We start from the raw sequence: 19,314 nt of genomic DNA, 5'->3' as shown, positions 1-19,314 counted from the left end.
GTTACAGTCTCAGCAACCGTCCGCGGTACCCGAGTACGGTGACCGCGGCAGGGTGACCGGAACACCCGGACAGGAAGGCAGCATGGCCGCGCCAGAGCAGCAGAGCACGATCGCATCAGAGCAGACCGTGCAGCCCACGCAGCTCCGTGTCGTCAGTTACAACCTCCGCGAGCACACCGCGAACAGCGAGCTCGCCGCACTCGCCGAGGCGTCCGACGCCGACGTCCTGTGCGTGCAGGAGTGCGACAGCAACGACCTCGCACCGTCGATCGGCGGCCTCTCGCTCGCCGCGTCGACCCGCACCAACCGACTCGGGCTCGCGATCTACAAGCGCGACGACCGCTTCGAGGTGCAGGACTTCAGCATCCACTCGCTGCAGAAGTCACTGCACGACCGGGTCCTCGCACCCGCGCACGAACGGCTCATCGCGATGCACCTGCGCGACACCGAGGCCGACGCCGAGGTCGTCGTCGCGTCGTTCCACGCCTCGCCCCTGACCGCGACGAACTCCCTGCGCCGCAAGCAGATCGAGGCCGCGCACCAGTTCCTGCGCGAGCTGGCGAAGGACGTCCCCGCGGTCATGGTCGGCGACTTCAACTACCCGTGGTTCCAGACGAACCTGCGCCGCAAGATCGAGCAGGGCGGGTTCGCGCTGTCGCTGTCCGACCAGCCGACGTACCTGCGCTACCGCAAGTTCACGGGCCACTTCGACTTCGCGACGAGTGTCGGCCTGCACATCGCGGGCGTCGAGACCCTGCCGGCCGGCATCTCCGACCACCGCCCGATCCTGGTCCGTGCCCACTACGAGCACCCCGGCGAGACCGGCGCCGTCACCACCGTCGAGGCTCCCGCCGCCTGACCCGCGTCGGCGGCCGCTTGTGTCGGCCGCCCAGGTTGCACGACATGCCGCGTGCGCATCGCCGAGCGGTCGGGAACTGTCGGTTGCGGGGGCGTCGGGCGACGGTTCGTGCGACCTCGGCGGAAGTGAGCGGGGAGTCGTGACCGCTCGGCAACCCGTGCCGAGGTCGCTCGACATGCCGCGTGCGCGCCGCCGAGTGGTCGCAAACTGTCGGTTGGTGAGACACCAGCCGACACTTCGTGCGTCCTCGGCGGAGATGAGCGGGGAGTCGTGACCGCTCGGCAGGGGGCCTTCGGGCGCGTCGGCGGTGCGTGCCGAGGTCGCACGACATGTCGCGTGCGCATCGCCGAGTGGTCGCAAACTGTCGGTTGCGGAGACTCCAGTCGACAGTTCGTGCGACTTCGGCGGAGGTGAGCGGGGAGTGGTGACCGCTCAGCAGCCCGGGCCGAGGCCGCTCGACGTGCCGCGGGTGTGGCGCCGAGTGGTCGGGAACTGTCGGTTGCGGGCCCGGTAAACCACGGTTCGTGCGACCTCGGCGGAGATGAGCGGGGAGTCGTGACCGCTCGGCAGGGGGCCTTCTGGCGCGTCGGCGGGCTCGTGCCGAGGTCGCACGACATGCCGCGTGCGCATCGCCGAGTGGCCGCAAACTGTCGGTTGCGGGGGCGTCGGGCGACGGTTCGTGCGACCTCGCCGGGCGTGAGCGGGGAGTCGTGACCGCTCGGCGGACGACGCTGGGCGCGTCCGTCGGGGCGGCGACGCACTGGAGGCCCGGTGCCGGTCTCGTGGACCGGCACCGGGCCTCCAGGCGGTTGCCCTCAGAGCCCGCGAGCAAGCGTCAGCGACGCAGCGTCGCCCGCGCCAAGCGGTTGCCGATGAACTGGCCGAGCTGCACGATGACGACGATCGCCGCCACCGAGACGTAGACCACCCACCAGTCGTAGCGCTGCGAGCCGTAGGTGATCGCGTACTCGCCGAGCCCGCCACCACCGATCAGCGCACCCTGCGCCGTCATGTCGACGATGCCGATGTAGATGAACGTGTAGCCGAGGATCAGGGGGCCGAGGCCCTCGGGGATGAGCACGGTCAGCAGGATCGAGACCGGGTGCGCACCCGAGGCCCGAGCCGCCTCGACGACGCCCGGGTCGACCGACAGCAGGTTCTGCTCGACGATCCGGGACACCGCGAAGGCCGCGGCCAACGAGATCGCGAAGGTCACCGCGGGGACGCCGATCGTGGTCTGCACGACGACCCGCGACAGCGGCGCGATCGCGGCGAGGAAGATCACGAACGGGATCGGGCGGATCAGGTTCACGAACACGTTGAGCACCGTGTACGCGGTGCGGTTGCCGAGGACGTTGCCCGGCCGGGTCGCGTAGAGCAGCAGGCCGAGCGCGAGGCCGATGACCCCGGCGATGACCAGCGAGATCAGCGACATCACGATGGTGTCGCGGATGGCGGCGAGGAAGACGTCGAACGTGTCGATCACGCTCTGGAACGAGTTGTTGTTCACGCGGCGGCCTCCTCGTCGGTCGTGACGCCGTCGGCGCGCAGCGCGGCGATGGCGGCGTCGATGGCGTCGGGCTCGGCGCCGGGCGCGCTCAGCTCGTAGGTGAGCGACCCGATCCGACGCTCCCGGATCTCGCCGACCCCGCCGTAGACGAGTTCGGCGGTGACCCCGGCGGCGCGGAACGCGGCGTCGATGCGGTTCTGCAGCCCGGCCTCGTCGGTGATCTGCACCGTGACGAGCCGACCCGGGTGCCGGTCCCGCAGGCGCCGGAGCGTCTCGGGGGAGGGCCGGTCGTGCAGCGCGGTGCGGACGAAGCGCTGCGCGGCACCGGTCTTCGGGGTCGAGAACACGTCGTAGACGTCCCCGACCTCGACGACCCGCCCCTGCTCCATCACGGCGACCCGGTCGGCGATCTGCCGGACGGCGTCCATCTCGTGCGTGATGACGATGATGGTGACGCCGAGCTCCCGGTTGACCCGGCGGAGCAGCGCGAGCACCTCGGAGGTGGTCTCCGGGTCGAGGGCGCTGGTCGCCTCGTCGGCGAGCAGCAGGTCGGGCGACGCGGCGAGGGCGCGGGCGATGCCGACCCGCTGCTTCTGGCCGCCGGACAGCTGCTCCGGGTAGGCGTGGGCGCGTTCGAGCAGACCGACGAAGTCGAGCAGCTCGGCGACGCGACGGTTCCGCTCGGCCTTCGGCACACCGGCGACCTTGAGCGGGTACGCGACGTTGCCGGCGATCGTGCGGGACCGGAACAGGTTGAACTGCTGGAAGATCATCCCGATGTTGCGACGCGCCAGACGGCGGTCCCGCTCGGGGATCGCCGTCAGTTCGCGGCCCGCGACGGTCACCGTGCCGGAGCTCGGCAGCTCCAGCGCGTTGACCAGGCGGACCAGGGTGGACTTGCCGGCACCGGAGTACCCGATGACGCCGAGGACCTCTCCCTGGTGCACGTCCAGGGAGACGTCCTCGACGGCCACCACGGTCTCGCCGGTGTCGGCGCGGCGGTAGTGCTTCGAGACGCCGCGGAGTTCGACGAGGACCGGCACTACTGCTTGGCCGCCTTCGCGTCCTGCTCGACCTGGGTGAGCTCGTCCTGCAGCTTCGAGGCGCTCTCGTCGCGGGCGACGGCCTCGGGCAGGTCCTTCGCGAAGGCCTTCTGCACGGCCTCGTCCTGGAACAGCTCGGCCAGGTCGAGGTAGGTCTTGTTGCCCTTGTCCTCGTCGCGGACGGCGAACACGTTCACGTACGGGGCGGCGCTCGCGCTCGAGGGGTCGTCCTGGTAGATCGCGTCCGAGATCGGCAGGCCGGCGGCGGTGGCGAAGTTGTTGTTCACGACGGCGGCGGCGACGGAGCCCTGCTGCAGCGCGTTCGCGGTCTGCGAGGCGTCGAGGGGCTGGACGTCGACCTTCTTCGTCTCGATGTCGTCGGCGGTGGAGAACGCCGAGCCGCCGTCCTTCAGGGTGATCAGGTCGGCAGCCTGCAGGATCAGGAGCGCACGGGCCTGGTTGATCGAGTCGTTCGGGATCGCGACCTTGGCGTTCGCGGGCAGCTCGGACGGCTTGTCGTACTTCGTCGCGTAGAGCGGCAGCGGGTAGACGGCGGTCGAGCCGATCGGCTGCAGGTCGTCGTTCGAGGTGACGTTGTAGTCCGCCAGGTACTGGATGTGCTGGAACTGGTTGATGTCCAGCTGGCCGTCCTTGAGGGCGGGGTTCGGCAGCGAGTAGTCCGAGAAGTTCGTCAGCTTCACGGTGACGTTGAGCTTGTCCTTCGCGAGCTTCGTGTACGTGCTCCAGTAGCCGAGCGACTTGTCCGCGACACCGATCGTGACGGTCTTCGGGGCGGCGTCACCGGCGGCACCGGCGTCGTTGCTCCCGGAGCGGAGGGCGCCCACGACGACGGCGACGACGATCGCCACGACGACGATCGCGGCGGCGACGATCCAGCCGATCGGGCGCTTGCCCTTCGGCTTCTCGGGCAGTGCGGGGGCTGCGGACATGCTGGTGCTCCTCGTGGGCCGTGCGTGTGGGGGAGCCGCGGTGGTCCGCGGCGTGGAGACGAGTGTGACGTGCGGTACACCCCCGGTGCGAGTTCCGTTCCGTCGTGTTACGCAGCACTCGACTCGTGCCGCCTGCGTGGGAGCACGCGTCCCGACACGACTTGGTTGACTCGGATCGTGCGCAGCATCGAACTCGTCCTCGGCCCGGAGTCGGACGCCGCCGTGCGGTCCGCCTGGCAGGCCCTGATCGACGCCGACCTGCCGAGCCTCGGTCGGCACCCGTCGCCGTCGAACGCCCCGCACGTCACCCTGGCCGCCGGGGACACGCTGCCCGTGCCGGCCGGGTTCCGCACGTCGGTCCCGACCGCGATCCGGCTCGGCGGGCTGCTGCTCTTCCCCGCGGGTGCCGGTCGGTCGGTCCTGGTGCGCGCGGTGGTCCTCGACGCGGCGCTCACGACCTTCCACGGCGAGGTGCACGCGGTCGCCGCCGGCGGCGTCGAGACGTCGGTGCCCGGGCACTGGTCGCCGCACGTCACGCTGGCCCGCCGGGTGCGTGACGAGGACCTGCCGCGCGCCGTCGCTGCGCTGCGCGCCGTGCCGCTGCCGGAGACGCTCGACGTCGGCGGCGTGCGGCACTGGGACGGCGAGACGCGGACGATCACGCCGCTCGCGTTCACGACGCCCTGACCGCTGGAGGTGGTCGCGTCGGGCGCGTTCCCGCACCGGGAACCAGGTTCCGGACACCGCACCGCGCCGTCCCGCGGTTCCGTGTCCGGAACCTGGTTCCGACGCGTGGGCGCGGGGCGCGGGGCGCGGGGCGCGGCCGGGAGGCCCGGGTCAGGTCCCGAGCACGCGCTCGCCGAACGCGGATGCGAACGTCCGCTCCGGGTCGGCCCGGGCGACGAGGTCGCGGAAGTCCGCCAGCCGCGGGTACAGCCCGGCGATCGCCGCGTGGTCGAGGGAGCTCATCTTGCCCCAGTGCGGTCGGCCGTCGAAGGCCTCGAGCCGGGCCTCCAGGTCGGACAGGAGCGCGGCGACCTCGGTCGGGTGCTTCTTCCAGGTGAACGCGATGCAGAGCACGTCCTCGCCCTGGGTCGGGCTGAGCCAGAGGTCGTCCGCCGCCATCGTCCGGAGTTCGCAGACGTGCAGGTGCGGCTGGATCCGGTCGGCGAGCCCCCGTAGCGCGTCGAGGGCGGCCGCCGCGTGCCGGAGCGGGACGAAGTGCTCGCTCTGCACCTCGGACCCGTGGCTCGGGACGGACCCGATCGGGAAGTGCGGCAGGCGGTCCCACCACGGGCCGACCGAGCCGTCGCGCGCGGTCCGGTGGTCGTCGCCGGGGGTGCCGGGCAGGCGCCGTGCGCCGGCCAGGGTCTCCGGGACCGGCACGTCCTCGGCGCCCTCGGGGACGCGCGACTTCACCAGGACCTCGGTGATCGCGTCGCCGAACACCGTGTAGGCGCACACCGAGTACGCGGTGGCGTGCACCTCGGCGACGTTCGCCGTGAAGGTGTCCCAGGGGATCGCGCCGTAGACGTCCTGACGCATCCGGTAGGCAGGTTCCACGTCGAGGGTCACCCGGGTCACGATGCCGAGCAGTCCGAGGTGCAGCACGGCACCGTCGAACGCGGGGTCCGTCCGGTCGATCGTCCGGGCGGAGCCGTCCGGACCGAGCACCTCGAACGCGCGCACCGCGGTGGCGAGCGAGCCCAGTGCCGTGCCGGAACCGTGGGTGCCGGTCGCGACCGCACCCCCGACGGAGATGTGTGGCAGGGACCCCGTGTTGTGCAGGGCGAACCCGGCACGGTCGATGTCGGCTGCGACGTCGCCGTACCGGGTGCCTGCCCCGAGCGTCACGGTGCGGTGCTCGGCGTCGACGACCAGGTCGGTGGGGATGCCGGTCAGGTCGAGCAGGGTGCCCGGGGTGTCGGCGACGTCGTTGAACGAGTGCCGGGTACCGAGGCCGTGCACCCGATCGGCGTCGGCCACGACCTGGGCGGCCTGGTCGATCGACGACGGACGGACGACCCGTTCGGCCGTGTACGTGACCGTGCCGGACCAGTTGAGCTCGCTCGTCGTCGACCGCATGGCGCCCACCCTGCCACGCGGTCCGGAGACGGGCGCGGGCCGGGCGCCGGTCCCGTCACGGGTTCGGCGTCCGGCCCGGCTCGTCGGTCGGTGCGCGAGGCTCGTCGGTCAGTGCACGGGCGGGGGCGTCGGCGCGCCTTCGGGCACCTCGGGCCGGCGGACGAACACCGACGCGAGGATGCCGAACAGCGAGATGATCGCGCCGACCATGAAGGCGGTGCCGACGCCCGACGCGGTGGCCACCTGGACCCCGCGGGCACCGGAGCCCTCGACGGCGGTGGCCGCACCGATCGTCAGCAGCGTGACGAACAGGGCCGTGCCCGCCGCACCGGCGAGCTGCTGCGCCGTGCCGAGCACCGCGCTGCCGTGCGAGTACAGCTTCGGGGGCAGCCCGCCGAGCGCCGCGGTGAACAGCGGCGTGAAGGTCAGGGCCAGGCCGATGCTCAGCACCACGTGTGCACCGAGGACGAACCACACGCTGGTGTCGACGCCCACGGTGGAGAGCGCCCAGAGCACGGCGCTGACGATGATCGATCCGGGGATGAGCAGCACGCGCGGGCCACGGCGGTCGTAGATGCGCCCGACGATGGGGGAGAGCAGGCCCATCAGCAGGCCACCGGGGAGCAGCAGCAGGCCGACCTGCAGGACCTCGAGGCCGAGGACGCGCTCCAGGTAGATCGGCAGCAGGATGAGCGTGCCGAACATCGCCATGAAGCTCAGGCCCATCGCGACGATCGGCACCGTGAAGCCACGGGTGCGGAAGGTGCGCAGGTCGAGCAGGGCGCTGTCGGTGCGCTGCAGGCGCGTCTGCCGGACGATGAACACCGCGAGGGCGACGGCACCGACGACCAGGGCGGTCACCGGGACGAGCGGGCCGGTCGTGCCGGCTTCGCCGATGCTGGACAGGCCGTAGACGATGCCGCCGAACGCGAAGGCGGAGAGCACGACCGAGACGACGTCGATCGGTGCCTTGCGCGGCGTCGAGACGTTCTGCACCTTGACCATGCCGAGGATGAGCGCCGCGATCGCGATGGGCAGCACGAAGCCGAACAGCCAGCGCCACGAGAACGCGTTGAGGATCAGGCCGGAGATCGTCGGGCCGATGGCCGGAGCAACCGAGATGACGATCGAGATGTTGCCCATGATGCGGCCACGGTGCGCGGGGTCGACCAGGGTCAGGACCGTCGTCATCAGCAGCGGCATCATGATCGCGGTGCCGCTGGCCTGCACGATGCGGCCGACGAGCAGGACGGTGAAGCCCGGCGCGAGCAGGGCGATCAGCGTGCCGACCGAGAACAGGCCCATCGCCCAGACGAACACCGGTCGGGTGTTGAAGCGCTGCAGCAGGAACCCGGTGATCGGGATGACGACCGCCATGGTGAGCAGGAATCCGGTGGTCAGCCACTGGCCGGTCGCGGCGCTGATGTCCAGGTCGTCCATGAGCCGGGGCAGGGCCACGCCCATGATGGTCTCGTTGAGGATGACGACGAACGCGGAGACGAGCAGCAGCCCGATCACGAGTCGGGTCTCGGCAGCGGACGGCTGCGAGACGCTTCCCGTGCGGGGGGCGGAATCGACGGCCTGGGTCATGCGGGTGCTCCTGGTGGGTCACGACGGGTGGAACGGGTGTGGCGCAGGACGCGCAGACAGGCCAACTCCCTGAGTGGATGCGATTATTCCGCTTCGCTCCGACATCCGCAGGTGAACGATCGGTGCCGAGCACGCCGGTCGTCGGCGCAGCTCCCGTGCACATCGGCTCAGTGCAGGATCGCGAACCCGTCGGCGTCGCCGTGCGGCACGACCGACCGCAGGCTGACGTCGGTCACGGTTGCCGACGGTGGCCCGGTGCGCAGGCACTCGACCAACGAGTCGACGGCGACGGAGGGTCCCTCGGCCTCGACCTCCACCGTGCCGTCCCAGAGGTTCCTCGCGTAGCCGACGAGGTCGAGCCCGTCCGCCTTCCGAGCGGTCCAGTACCGGAAGCCGACCCCCTGGACCGTCCCCGACACCACGGCATGCACCCTCGTCACCGTCGTCATGTCCTCCACGCTAACCGCGGCGGCCCCTCGGGAGTTTTCGGCCCCGTGACGATCTGTTTCCGGCTCGTGACGAGCGCGCCGCGTCGGCAGTGATAGTGTCATCCCAACCCGAACACTTCGAGTCAGATTGACACTATCTCTACCATGGACGAAGCAGGCATCCGCGTCGCGGTCTCCACCGTGATCGTCGCACTGCGCCCGCACCCCGACACCGGGGCCCCGGCGCTGTGGATGCCGCTCGTCCGTCGCGTCGCCGAACCGTTCGAGGGTTCCTGGGCGCTCCCCGGCGGCTGGGTCGGCGACGACGAGGGGCTCGAGGACTCCGCGGCCGCCCGACTGCGCGAGACGACGAACGTCCAGCCGCGGTACCTCGAGCAGCTCTACGCGTTCGGTGACGTCGGACGCTCCCCGAGCCGCGTGGTGTCGATCGTGTACTGGGCACTCGTGCACCCGGACGAGGCGAACGTCGTGCCCGACGACTGGAACGTCCGGTGGTTCCTGGCCGACGAGCACCCGCCCCTCGCCTTCGACCACGACCGCATCGTCGAGTACGCCCTGTGGCGGCTGCGCAACAAGATGTCGTACTCGCGGATCGCGCAGGCGTTCCTCGGTGACCGCTTCACCCTCGCCGAACTCCGCGGCGTGTACGAGGCGGTGCTCGGCCGAGCACTCGACCCCGCGAACTTCCGTCGGCAGGTCGAGAAGACCGACGCGGTCCTGCCGACCGACGAGACCACGAGCGGGGGCCGGCACCGTCCGGCCCGCCTGTACCGCTCGAACCCCGACCTGGCCTACGCGGACAACGGCCCGCTGCAGACCGGGGCCGATCAGCACCAGCAGCGGAACCGATAGGAAACCCCGTGTCCATCGCCACGACGATCGAACTCATCTCCAACGGCAAGGCCGGCGGCAGCACCTGCACACCCGACCTCGCGATGCCGACGTGGGACTTCGACTCCCGCCCCGGGTACGGCCCTGGGTCGTCGATGTCCGACGTCATCCCGACGAGTGCCCCGCGCCAGGGTGTCCTGCCCGACGAGTACAAGACGGCCCCGACCGACGAGCTCCACGAGCGCATCGAGCGGGCGAAGGCCACCCTCGGCGACCGGGTCGTCGTCCTCGGGCACTTCTACCAGCGCGACGAGGTCGTCCGGCACGCGGACTTCCTCGGCGACTCGTTCCAGCTCGCGAACGCCGCCCTGACGAAACCCGACGCCGAGGCGATCGTGTTCTGCGGCGTGCACTTCATGGCCGAGACGGCCGACATCCTGGCGCGCAACGACCAGCGCGTGATCCTGCCGAACCTGGCCGCCGGCTGCTCGATGGCCGACATGGCCGACATCGACAGCGTCGAGGCCGCGTGGGCGGAGCTGACCGCGGTGTACGGCACCGAGCCCGACGCCGACGGCCGCGTCCCCGTGATCCCGGTCACCTACATGAACTCCGCCGCCGACCTCAAGGCCTTCTGCGGTCGCAACGGCGGCATCGTGTGCACCTCGTCGAACGCCGCGACCGTGCTCGAGTGGGCCTTCGAGCGTGGGCAGCGCGTCCTGTTCTTCCCCGACCAGCACCTCGGCCGCAACACCGCGAAGGCGATGGGCATCAGCACCGACCTGATGCCGATGTGGAACCCCCGGAAGCCCCTCGGCGGCAACGAGACGAGCGACCTCGAAGCGGCGAAGGTCATCCTCTGGCACGGCTTCTGCTCGGTGCACCGCCGCTTCACCGTCGACCAGATCGACCAGGCCCGCCGCGAGCACCCGGGCGTGCAGGTCATCGTGCACCCGGAGTGCCCGATGGCCGTCGTCGACGCCGCCGACCACGCCGGCAGCACCGACCTGATCCGGAAGACCGTCGCTGCGGCCACCGAGCCGACGACGTTCGCGATCGGCACCGAGATCAACATGGTGAACCGCCTCGCAGCCGAGTACCCGCAGCACACGATCTTCTGCCTCGACCCGGTCGTCTGCCCCTGCTCGACGATGTACCGGATCCACCCGGGCTACCTCGCCTGGGTGCTCGAAGCACTCGTCCGCGGCGAGGTCCTCAACGAGATCGTCGTCCCCGCCGACGTGCAGGCCGACGCCAAGGTCGCGCTCGAGCGCATGCTCGCGGCCAAGCCCCGCGGCTGAGACGCGGACCCGACCGAACGAGGGAGACCACCGTGCACGTCGTCATCGTCGGGTCCGGCATCGCCGGGCTAACCGCAGCGATCCGCGCCAGTGCCCTGCACGACGTCACCCTGGTGACGAAGGGGGCGCTCGCCGACAGCGCCACCGCGTACGCCCAGGGCGGCATCGCGGTGGCGCTCGGTGCCGACGACTCCGCGGCACTGCACCAGGCCGACACCCACGTCGCCGCGGCGGGCAGCGCCGACGCCCGGGCCGTCGAGGTCCTGTGCACCGACGGCCCGGCCCGCGTCCGCGACCTGCTCGCCCTCGGGGTGCCCTTCGACCGGTCGTCGGACCCGGCGACCCTCGACCGGTACGGCGACGACCTCGCACGCGGTCGTGAAGCCGCGCACGGCCGGTGGCGCGTCGTGCACGCCGACGGTGACGCGACCGGAGCCGCCATCGAACGCACCCTCATCGCGGCACTGCACCGACGGCACGTCACGATCCTCGAGCGCACGAGCCTGACCGACCTCGTCGTCCGCGGCGGCGTGGTCGTCGGCGTCGACGTCCTCGACCTGCTCGGGGAACCCCGCCGGCTCGACGCGGACGCCGTCGTCATCGCGTCCGGGGGAGCCGGACACCTGTACCGCGAGACGACGAACCCCCTGGTCGCGACCGGTGACGGGGTCGCCGCCGCCTGGCGCGCGGGCGCCGTCCTCGCCGACCTGGAGTTCGTCCAGTTCCACCCGACACGGCTGGCCGTCCCCGGTGGCGGCCTGGTGTCCGAAGCCGTCCGCGGTGAGGGCGCCGTCCTCCGCGACGCCGCCGGGCACCGCTTCATGACCGACGTGCACCCGGACGCCGAGCTCGCCCCGCGTGACGTCGTCGCCCGGGGGATCGCCGCCGCGGTGCGCGACCAGGGCGGCGCGCCCGTGCTCCTCGACGCCACCGGCCTCGACGCCGGGTTCCTGGTCACGCGGTTCCCCGGACTCACCCGGGCCACCCGCGCCGCCGGCTTCGACTGGACCCGCGAGGGCGTCCCGGTCGCACCGGCCGCGCACTACTCGATGGGCGGCATCGCCACCGACGCCGAGGGCCGCACCAGCCTGCCCGGACTCCTCGCCGTCGGTGAAGCCGCCTGCACCGGGGTCCACGGCGCCAACCGGCTCGCCTCGAACTCCCTGCTCGAGGGACTCGTCTTCGCGGTCCGCGCAGCAGACGCGGTCGCCGCACCGCGACCCGGCCTGCTCCGCCTGCGCGGGGACGCCGGTCTCCACGTCACCAGCGTGCCCCGAGCGGCCGACGCGATCCGTTCCTCCCGTCCGACCCCGCCTGGAGGCGCGACCCACCTCGACGACGTCGGTGCCGTCCGACAGGTGGTCCAGTCCGTCATGACGGACCGCGTCGGGCTGCTCCGTGACGCCGTCGGGCTGGCCAGCGCGCGCCGCGAGCTCGACGCGCTGACCGCGCCGACCGGCGGCGGCGTGCGCGAGCACGAGGACCGTGCGCTCCTCGACCTGGCGCGACTCGTCGCGCTCGCCGCCGAGGCCCGCACCGAGTCCCGCGGGGCGCACGCCCGCACCGACCACCCCGGCACCGACTCCACCGCCCCGGCCTCGTACGCCTGGGTCGCCGACCCCACCGACGCACACCCCGACGAGCACACGGATGAACGCACGGACGGCTCCGCAGCCGTCCCGCAGGAGGTACCCGCATGACCACCGACCCCGGCACCATCCCGCCGCACGCGCTCCGTCGCGTGATCGAGACCGCGCTCGAGGAGGACGCGCCCTGGGGCGACGTCACCAGCGAGACCCTCATCCCCGCCGAGGCGACTGCGACCGCGACCCTCGGCGCGCGCGAGCCCGGCGTGCTGAGTGGCGGCGCGGTGTTCGTCGCCGTGATGCACGCCGTCGACCCGTCGATCCACGCCGTCGTGCACGTCGCCGACGGGACGCGCTTCGTCGCGGGCGACGTCCTCGCGACCGTGACCGGGTCGGCGCGGGCCGTGCTCCGGGCCGAACGGGTCGCCCTCAACCTGGTGCAGCGGATGTCGGGCATCGCGACGACCACCGCGGCGCACGTCGCGGCCGCCGCTGGCACCTCGGCGCGGATCGTCGACACCCGGAAGACGACGCCGGGCCTCCGAGCACTCGAGCGGTACGCCGTCCGGTGCGGCGGCGGACACAACCACCGCACCTCGCTGTCCGACGCCGTGCTCGCCAAGGACAACCACCTGGCGGTGCTCCTGGCCGGCGGGATCGGCATCGGCGACGCGATCGCCCAGGCCCGTCAGCGGCTCGGGCACACCGTGCACGTGGAGGTCGAGGTGGACCGGATCGACCAGATCGAACCCGTCGTCGCGGCCGGGGTCGACACGATCATGCTCGACAACTTCACCCCGGACGAACTCGTGACCGGGGTCGGCATCGTCGCCGGACGCGCGCTCGTCGAGGCCTCGGGAGGCGTGTCGCTCGACACCGTCGCGGCGATCGCGGCGACCGGCGTCGACGTCATCTCGGTCGGGGCGCTGACCCACTCGGCGCGGGCGCTCGACCTCGGACTCGACATCGACGTCGCGGTGCCCGAGCACGTCGCGGTGCCGACGGAGCACGTCGCGGTGCCCGTGCGGGACTAGTCGTGTTCTACCTGGACCGCGCCGCCACCACCCCGGTCCGCCGCGAGGTGCTCGAGGCGATGTGGCCCTACCTGACGGGGGTGTTCGGCAACCCCTCGTCGACGCACGGGGTCGGGGACGAGGCCGCGCGGGGACTCGCCGCCGCACGGTCCGCCGTCGCCGGGGTGCTCAGGTGCCGACCCGCCGAGGTCGTCTTCACCACCGGCGGCACCGAGGGAGCGAACACCGCGATCAAGGGGATCACCCTCGCCACACCCCGCGGTCGGCACGTCGTCACGAGCGCCATCGACCACGAGGCCGTCCTGGAGAGCTGCGCGTACCTCGCCCGCTTCCACGACTTCGACGTCACCGTGCTGCCCGTCGGCCCGGACGGCCGCGTCGACCCCGCGGTGCTGCGCGCGGCACTCCGCCCGGACACCACGCTCGTCTCGATCGCGCACGCCGACAACGAGATCGGCACCGTGCAGGACGTCCCCGCGCTCGCGGCGGTGGCGCACGAGGTCGGGGCGCGGTTCCACACCGACGCCGTGCAGTCCGCGCCCTGGCTGCCGATCGGTCTCGGGGCCCTGGGCGTCGACGCGCTGTCGTTGTCGGGGCACAAGCTCGGCGCCCCGAAGGGCACCGGCGTGCTCGCCGTGCGCTCCGGCGTCCCGCTCGAGCCGCTGCTGCACGGCGGGGGACAGGAACGGGGACGGCGGTCCGGCACCGAGGACGTCGCCGGCGCCGTGGCGGTGGGGACAGCCCTCGGGCTGGCGGCGGAGACGGCGCGGTCGGGGGAGGGCACGGCGACCACCGTGCGCGACGCGGTGCTCGACGGCGTGCTCGCCGCGGTCCCCGGCGCGTTCGTCACCGGGTCGCGGGAGCACCGACTGCCCGGGCACGCGTCGTTCTGCTTCCCGGGCGTCAACGGCGAGACCGTCCTGCTCGAGCTCGAGCAGCGCGACGTGGTGTCGTCGTCGGGCAGCGCCTGTGCTGCGGGCAGCACCGAGGCCTCCCACGTGCTCACGGCGCTCGGGATCCCCGAGGACGTTGCGCGCACCGCGCTCCGTCTGACGTTCGACGCGGCGCTCACGGCCGACGACGTCCCGGTCGTCGTCGGGGCCGTGGCCGACGCCGTGGCGACCGTTCGCGCCCTCGGCTGAGGTGTACTAGACGTTCTACTCCATCTCTGGGTACGTGTCCCCCCTTCTGCGGACAACCGATCTGCGTCAGAGTGTCGTCATGGCAAACGCGATGATGACCCGGACACGACGGGACGACCGCTTCCGAGCGGTGCAGCTCCTGCCGGCGCCGGCCACCCTCGTCGCGCTCGCCCTGGCAGCGCAGCACGACCTCGGCACGGCCCCGCTCGGGATCATCGCCGTGGTCGGAGCGCTCGCGACCGCCGGGAGTGCCCTGCTCCCGATGGTCCGGCCAGCCGCCGCCCACCGGTCGATGCCCGCACCGACCGAGACGGACCGGTACCGAGAGGACACCGAACACCCTTGAGGTCCACCACCGTGCGGTTCCCCTGAACCGAGCCGCGCGGTGGACTCAGACCGGATGTCGACCCCCTGATCGACGTCCGGCGCGGGGCGCGACGTTCCCCCTGTCGTCGTGTCCCGCCGTACACCGCGATCCCGCCGTGGGTCGACGTCCGCACCCCTGAGCGGCGTCGGTTCCCCTGCAGCCCACGGCGGGATCCGGTTCCCCGGTAGCGTCGTCGCATGCCCTCGTACCGTGCGACCCTGGCGATCGGTGCCCTCGCGCCCGGCACCGCCCCGGACGCCGTCCTGCCCGCCGCGGCCGCCCTCGTGCGCGAACACGCCGTGGTCGAGGCCGAGGACGTCCGGCTGCTCCGTGGAGTCCCCTGTGCCGTCGTGCGCTTCGAGGCCGAGGACGACCGTGCCGCCGCGGCCGTCCGCGACGCCGCCGTCGACGGGCTGCGGGACGTGGTCGAGATCCGCTCCGACGTCGTCACCCGGCGCGAGGGTGGTCGCTGGATCCCGGTCGCTTGAGAGCCGGGCGGTCGCCTGACGGTCAGGCGCTGTGCGTCGCCGGTTCGGGTGTGCCCGGCCAGACGTAGTCCAGGTCGTCCGGCACGTCCGGGAACAGCTCCCGGTAGTGCTCCGGCGCCTTCTGCACGAGCTTCGACCGGTGCGAGACGTGCAGGGCCGCGTCGTCGTTCCACGGCGGGATGGGCACGTCGCCGCGCTCGTACGCCGCCAGGTCCTCCGGCACGCGGCCCAGGTCGAGCAGGGTCTTCTCGAGACAGGTGTCGGCGTACCCGCGCTCCGCCCAGACGCGGCACGTGGCCTCCTGGTAGGCCATCAGCGCCGGGCGGTAGCCGCGCCACATCGCCGTCACCGGGTGGTGCTGCCAGCCGTAGTCGGGGAGCGTCAGTGCGCGCATCACCTGCAGGGTCTCGACGCGCTGTTTGCCGAGCCGCCGGTCGTCGAGGACCTCGGCGGAGGCCCGGAAGTCGGCGTACGGCAGGAACGTCTGCATGGCGCGGACGCTACCCCGACCGACTGGCACCCGACACATGTCGTCACGAACGTGCCGCCCGCCCCGGCAGCGTGTGAGCATCGACCGCATGAGCGGAGAACTGGTCGTCGGCGTCAGTGGCAGCCCATCGGACCCCTCGCGGACCTCGACCCTGGTCGCGGCGACGGTGGCCCGGTTGGCCGAGGAGATCGACGGTGCCCGGACCGAGACGATCGAGATCGGCCCGCTGCTGGCCGACCTCGGAGCGGCGTCGGGCCGCGAGACGATGTCCGACCGCACCCGCCGGGCCCTCGAGACGGTGGAGGCCGCGGACGTGCTCGTCGTCGGCAGCCCAGCCTTCCGGGCGGCCTACTCCGGCGCCTTCAAGCTCTTCTTCGACTGGGTCGGGCAGTACGACCTCGTCGACACCCCGGTGCTCCTGACCGCCACCGGCGGCAGCGACCGGCATGCCCTGCTCGTCGAGCACCAGATGCGCCCGCTGTTCGGGTTCTTCCAGTCCACGACCCTGCCGCTCGGGGTGTTCGGCAACGAGCGGGACTTCACCAAGCGCGAGGGTGGCTACGACATCGCGAGCGTCGATCTCGAGCTCCGCATCGACCAGGCCGTGCGCCGGGCCGTGCCGCTCATCCGCGGCGGCTTCGCCACCGCCGGCCTGAACGACGTGCGGCGCCCCGCCGAGTTCTGATCCGCGTGCGCGCGACCGGCTCTTCCGGGCGTCCCTGGTGGTTCCGGGCGTCCCTGGTCGAAAGTTCTCACCAGGTATGCCCGGAACCACCAGGCATCGCGCGTGCCATGGGAAGGAACGGGCGCGACCCAGCGTGACCAGCAGGCGGACGGGAGGCCCGTGGCGACGCCGCCACGGGCCTCCCTTTCGGTCGTTGGCTCAGCCGAGCAGGGACGCGACGTGCGCGACCGCCAGGCGGTAGCCGTCGGCGCCCGCGCCGGCGATGACCGCCGTCGCGGCGGTGGCGACGTGGTCGACGTGGCGGAACGGCTCGCGCTTCCACGTGTTCGACAGGTGCACCTCGACGACGGGGACCCACAGGGCCTCCACCGCGTCGTGCAGCGCGACCGAGGTGTGCGCGTAGGCGGCGGGGTTGATGACGACCGCGGCGAAGTCGTCGAGGGCCTCGTGCAGCCACTCGACCAGCTCGCCCTCGCGGTTCGTCTGGCGGAAGTCGGCCTCGAGCCCGTGCACGGCCGCCTCGGTGTGCACGATCGCCTCGATCTCGGCGAGCGTCACGGTGCCGTACTGCTCCGGGTCGCGGCGCCCGAGGATGTCGAGGTTCGGGCCGTTGAGGACGAGGATGCGCGACGCGTCGGTCATGGGCCGAGCGTAGCGAACCGGGGGGAGCGGTGCGCGGCTCGGACGATGCATGTGCTGGCTATGTGAACGGTCACAAATCGGTGTAACGTCTCCGTCCGGGTCGGCAGAGTTGTCGACTGCAACACACTGACGTGGAGATGTGAATGGTTCTCGCTGCAGCGAACGAAGGGATCCGGCTCGACTTGGGCTGGGTCGACTACCTGATGATCATCGTGTACTTCGCGGTCGTCATCGGGATCGGGTTCACCGCCCGCAAGCAGGTCCGGACGAGCATGGACTTCTTCCTGTCAGGCCGCTCGATGCCGGCGTGGATCACGGGCCTGGCGTTCGTGTCCGCGAACCTCGGTGCCACCGAGATCCTCGGCATGGCGGCCAACGGTGCCCAGATCGGCATGGCCACCCTGCACTACTACCTCGTCGGCGCCGTGCCCGCGATGGTGTTCCTCGGCCTCGTGATGATGCCGTTCTACTACGGCTCGAAGGTCCGCTCCGTGCCGGAGTTCATGCTGCGCCGCTTCGGCAAGGCGCCGCACCTGGTGAACGCGATCGCGTTCGCGGTGTCGAACGTGCTCATCGCGGGCATCAACCTGTACGCGATGGCCATCGTCATCGAGGCCATGCTCGGCTGGCCGGAGTGGCTGGCGATCATCGTCTCCGCAGGCTTCGTGCTCGTCTACATCACCCTCGGCGGGCTCTCGAGCGCGATCTACAACGAGGTCATGCAGTTCTTCGTGATCATCGCCGGGCTCATCCCGCTGACGATCGTCGGTCTGCACCGCGTCGGCGGCTGGGACGGCCTGTCGAAGGCCATCACCGAGACCCAGGGCGTGCAGCACCTGCAGGCCTGGGCCGGCACCGGCTTCGGTGACGTCACCAACCCGATCGGCGCCAACTGGCTCGCCATCGTGCTCGGCCTGGGCTTCGTGCTCGGCTTCGGCTACTGGACCACGAACTTCACCGAGGTGCAGCGCGCGTTCTCGGCGAAGAACATGTCCGCGGCCCGCCGCACCCCGCTCATCGCCGCGATCCCGAAGCTCTTCATCCCGGCCATCGTCGTGATCCCGGGCCTCATCGCCGCGGCCGTCGTGGGCAACCAGTTCGCCGACGGCACGCTGACCTACAACGACGCGATCCCGAAGCTCATCCAGATGTACCTGCCGACCGGTGTGCTCGGCATCGCGGTGACCGGCCTGCTGGCGTCGTTCATGGCCGGCATGGCGGCGAACGTCTCGTCGTTCAACACCGTCTTCACGTACGACATCTGGCAGCGCTACATCCGCCCGAACATGCCCGACCTGCACTACCTGAAGACCGGCCGCTGGGTCACCGTCGTCGGCGTCGTGGTCGGCATCGCGACCGCGTTCATCGCGGCCCAGGCGTCGAACATCATGACGTACATGCAGACGCTGTTCTCGTTCTTCAACGCACCGCTGTTCGCCGTGTTCATCCTCGGCCTGCTGTGGAAGCGCATGACGACGCAGGGTGCGCTCTGGGGGTACGTCCTCGGCATCGTGACCCCGACGATCACCTGGATCGCCTACCTGGTGAACCCGGACCTGTTCGCCACCGCGACCGCGGAGACCCTGTACGGCGCGATCATCTCGTTCGTCACCGTGCTGGTCGTCGGCTTCGTCGTCTCGATGCTCACCAAGCCGAAGGACGAGAAGGAGCTCGGTGGACTCGTCTACGGCGTGGGCAAGATCGACCTGCACGGCGACTCGGTCGCGACGGACACCGCCTGGTACCGCTCGCCCGCCCTGCTCGGCACCGTCGCGCTCGTCCTGTGCGTCGTCCTCTACCTCCCGTTCCTCTGATCCGCGAAGGAGACCACTTCTCATGAGTGACACCACCACCCCCGGCGCGATGACCGAGGAGCAGAAGGCAGCCCTCGTCCGTTCCACCCGCCGACTCGACCTGCGCCGCATCCTCGGCGGCCTGTTCGTCCTGTACGGCGTGATCACGACCATCGTCGGGATCGTGCACTGGAACACCGACCCCGAGAAGACCGGCGGGATCCACATCAACCTGTGGGTCGGGATCTCGCTGCTCGTCGGCGGCGGCCTGTTCTTCCTCTGGGACCGCCTGAACCCGGTGCCCGCCGAGGACATCATCGGCCAGGCCGAGGCCGAGTCGCACCAGCGTGCCGCGGGCGAGGGGCGCGAGCTGGCCTGAGGCCGGCTGGGTCGGGCGTCCCCGGCCTGACGCGGAACGACGAAGTCGCTGTCGGACGACAGCGACTTCGTCGTTTCCGGCCGCGGCGGC

The 19,314-nt window shown here is 71.5% G+C and carries 20 protein-coding genes; 12 read left to right on the top strand and 8 right to left on the bottom strand.

Annotated features, from left to right (window positions below; all coding sequences use genetic code 11):
• The first annotated feature begins 82 nt into the window (after positions 1-82).
• The gene (locus DEJ02_RS03830) at positions 83-859 is read left to right on the top strand and encodes an endonuclease/exonuclease/phosphatase family protein (protein ID WP_071405095.1); all 777 of its coding nucleotides are present in this window, start codon (positions 83-85) and stop codon (positions 857-859) included.
• A gap of 835 nt (positions 860-1,694) precedes the next feature.
• Here DEJ02_RS03830 and DEJ02_RS03825 read toward each other — a convergent pair.
• From DEJ02_RS03825 to DEJ02_RS03815, 3 genes are read right to left on the bottom strand one after another with little or no spacing between them, the layout of a single operon-like run.
• Positions 1,695-2,369, bottom strand: a complete 675-nt coding sequence (locus DEJ02_RS03825) for a methionine ABC transporter permease (protein ID WP_017888525.1) — start codon at positions 2,367-2,369, stop codon at positions 1,695-1,697.
• Entirely contained in the window at positions 2,366-3,412 is a 1,047-nt protein-coding gene (locus DEJ02_RS03820; protein WP_111032043.1) for a methionine ABC transporter ATP-binding protein, read from the bottom strand. Before DEJ02_RS03820 ends, DEJ02_RS03825 begins: the two co-directional genes overlap by 4 nt.
• On the bottom strand, positions 3,412-4,362 hold the full coding sequence (locus DEJ02_RS03815) for a MetQ/NlpA family ABC transporter substrate-binding protein (RefSeq protein WP_111032042.1): 951 nt from the start codon (positions 4,360-4,362) through the stop codon (positions 3,412-3,414). The genes DEJ02_RS03820 and DEJ02_RS03815 overlap by 1 nt, the downstream gene beginning before the upstream one ends.
• A gap of 177 nt (positions 4,363-4,539) precedes the next feature.
• Here DEJ02_RS03815 and DEJ02_RS03810 point away from each other — a divergent pair, with 177 nt between their 5' ends.
• The gene (locus tag DEJ02_RS03810) at positions 4,540-5,049 is read left to right on the top strand and encodes a 2'-5' RNA ligase family protein (RefSeq protein ID WP_111032041.1); all 510 of its coding nucleotides are present in this window, start codon (positions 4,540-4,542) and stop codon (positions 5,047-5,049) included.
• Positions 5,050-5,199: 150 nt separating this feature from the next.
• On the opposite strand, the gene DEJ02_RS03805 is transcribed toward DEJ02_RS03810, so the two are convergent.
• From DEJ02_RS03805 to DEJ02_RS03795, 3 genes are all read right to left on the bottom strand, one after another.
• Positions 5,200-6,447, bottom strand: coding sequence for a D-arabinono-1,4-lactone oxidase (locus DEJ02_RS03805; protein WP_111032040.1), 1,248 nt, complete (start codon positions 6,445-6,447; stop codon positions 5,200-5,202).
• Positions 6,448-6,555: 108 nt separating this feature from the next.
• A complete protein-coding gene (locus DEJ02_RS03800) occupies positions 6,556-8,037 on the bottom strand; it encodes an MDR family MFS transporter (RefSeq protein WP_027466292.1) in 1,482 nt (493 codons plus the stop codon).
• Between the two features lie 167 nt (positions 8,038-8,204).
• On the bottom strand, positions 8,205-8,486 hold the full coding sequence (locus DEJ02_RS03795; RefSeq protein ID WP_071247546.1) for an acylphosphatase: 282 nt from the start codon (positions 8,484-8,486) through the stop codon (positions 8,205-8,207).
• 144 nt (positions 8,487-8,630) lie between these two features.
• Between DEJ02_RS03795 and DEJ02_RS03790 the strand changes: the two genes are divergently transcribed.
• The 7 genes from DEJ02_RS03790 (at position 8,631) to DEJ02_RS03760 (ending at position 15,235) form a co-directional block, all read left to right on the top strand.
• The gene (locus tag DEJ02_RS03790; RefSeq protein WP_035808830.1) at positions 8,631-9,338 is read left to right on the top strand and encodes an NUDIX domain-containing protein; all 708 of its coding nucleotides are present in this window, start codon (positions 8,631-8,633) and stop codon (positions 9,336-9,338) included.
• Positions 9,339-9,346: 8 nt separating this feature from the next.
• Entirely contained in the window at positions 9,347-10,618 is a 1,272-nt protein-coding gene (gene nadA / locus DEJ02_RS03785) for a quinolinate synthase NadA (protein ID WP_111032039.1), read from the top strand.
• 32 nt (positions 10,619-10,650) lie between these two features.
• On the top strand, positions 10,651-12,318 hold the full coding sequence (gene nadB / locus DEJ02_RS03780) for an L-aspartate oxidase (protein ID WP_111032038.1): 1,668 nt from the start codon (positions 10,651-10,653) through the stop codon (positions 12,316-12,318).
• Complete coding sequence (gene nadC, locus DEJ02_RS03775; RefSeq protein ID WP_111032037.1) at positions 12,315-13,238, top strand: carboxylating nicotinate-nucleotide diphosphorylase; 924 nt, start codon at positions 12,315-12,317, stop codon at positions 13,236-13,238. Before nadB ends, nadC begins: the two co-directional genes overlap by 4 nt.
• 2 nt (positions 13,239-13,240) lie before the next feature.
• A complete protein-coding gene (locus DEJ02_RS03770; protein WP_111032036.1) occupies positions 13,241-14,380 on the top strand; it encodes a cysteine desulfurase family protein in 1,140 nt (379 codons plus the stop codon).
• A 79-nt stretch (positions 14,381-14,459) separates the two neighbouring features.
• Positions 14,460-14,726, top strand: coding sequence for a hypothetical protein (locus DEJ02_RS03765; RefSeq protein ID WP_111233264.1), 267 nt, complete (start codon positions 14,460-14,462; stop codon positions 14,724-14,726).
• A 218-nt stretch (positions 14,727-14,944) separates the two neighbouring features.
• On the top strand, positions 14,945-15,235 hold the full coding sequence (locus DEJ02_RS03760) for a hypothetical protein (RefSeq protein ID WP_110863438.1): 291 nt from the start codon (positions 14,945-14,947) through the stop codon (positions 15,233-15,235).
• Between the two features lie 22 nt (positions 15,236-15,257).
• Here the strand turns inward: DEJ02_RS03760 and DEJ02_RS03755 are convergent, their stop codons facing one another.
• On the bottom strand, positions 15,258-15,725 hold the full coding sequence (locus tag DEJ02_RS03755) for an MSMEG_6728 family protein (RefSeq protein WP_111032035.1): 468 nt from the start codon (positions 15,723-15,725) through the stop codon (positions 15,258-15,260).
• Positions 15,726-15,813: 88 nt separating this feature from the next.
• Between DEJ02_RS03755 and DEJ02_RS03750 the strand changes: the two genes are divergently transcribed.
• Positions 15,814-16,410: an NAD(P)H-dependent oxidoreductase gene (locus tag DEJ02_RS03750; protein ID WP_042538253.1), complete on the top strand. Its 597-nt coding sequence runs from the start codon at positions 15,814-15,816 to the stop codon at positions 16,408-16,410.
• Between the two features lie 198 nt (positions 16,411-16,608).
• Here DEJ02_RS03750 and aroQ read toward each other — a convergent pair whose 3' ends face one another.
• Positions 16,609-17,052, bottom strand: a complete 444-nt coding sequence (gene aroQ, locus DEJ02_RS03745; protein ID WP_027466301.1) for a type II 3-dehydroquinate dehydratase — start codon at positions 17,050-17,052, stop codon at positions 16,609-16,611.
• A gap of 143 nt (positions 17,053-17,195) precedes the next feature.
• On the opposite strand from aroQ, the gene DEJ02_RS03740 reads away from it, so the two are divergent.
• Positions 17,196-18,866 (top strand): sodium:solute symporter family protein, encoded by a 1,671-nt coding sequence (locus DEJ02_RS03740; protein WP_071405106.1) that lies wholly within the window; start codon positions 17,196-17,198, stop codon positions 18,864-18,866.
• A 22-nt stretch (positions 18,867-18,888) separates the two neighbouring features.
• Positions 18,889-19,224: a hypothetical protein gene (locus tag DEJ02_RS03735; protein ID WP_027466303.1), complete on the top strand. Its 336-nt coding sequence runs from the start codon at positions 18,889-18,891 to the stop codon at positions 19,222-19,224.
• Positions 19,225-19,314 lie beyond the last annotated feature (90 nt).

Origin of the sequence: Curtobacterium sp. MCLR17_042, from assembly GCF_003234695.1 — a bacterium.
In the GTDB taxonomy this organism is placed as follows: domain Bacteria; phylum Actinomycetota; class Actinomycetes; order Actinomycetales; family Microbacteriaceae; genus Curtobacterium; species Curtobacterium flaccumfaciens.
The sequence above is the reverse complement of the archived record's forward strand: the minus strand, read 5'-3'. Positions and strand labels throughout refer to the sequence as shown.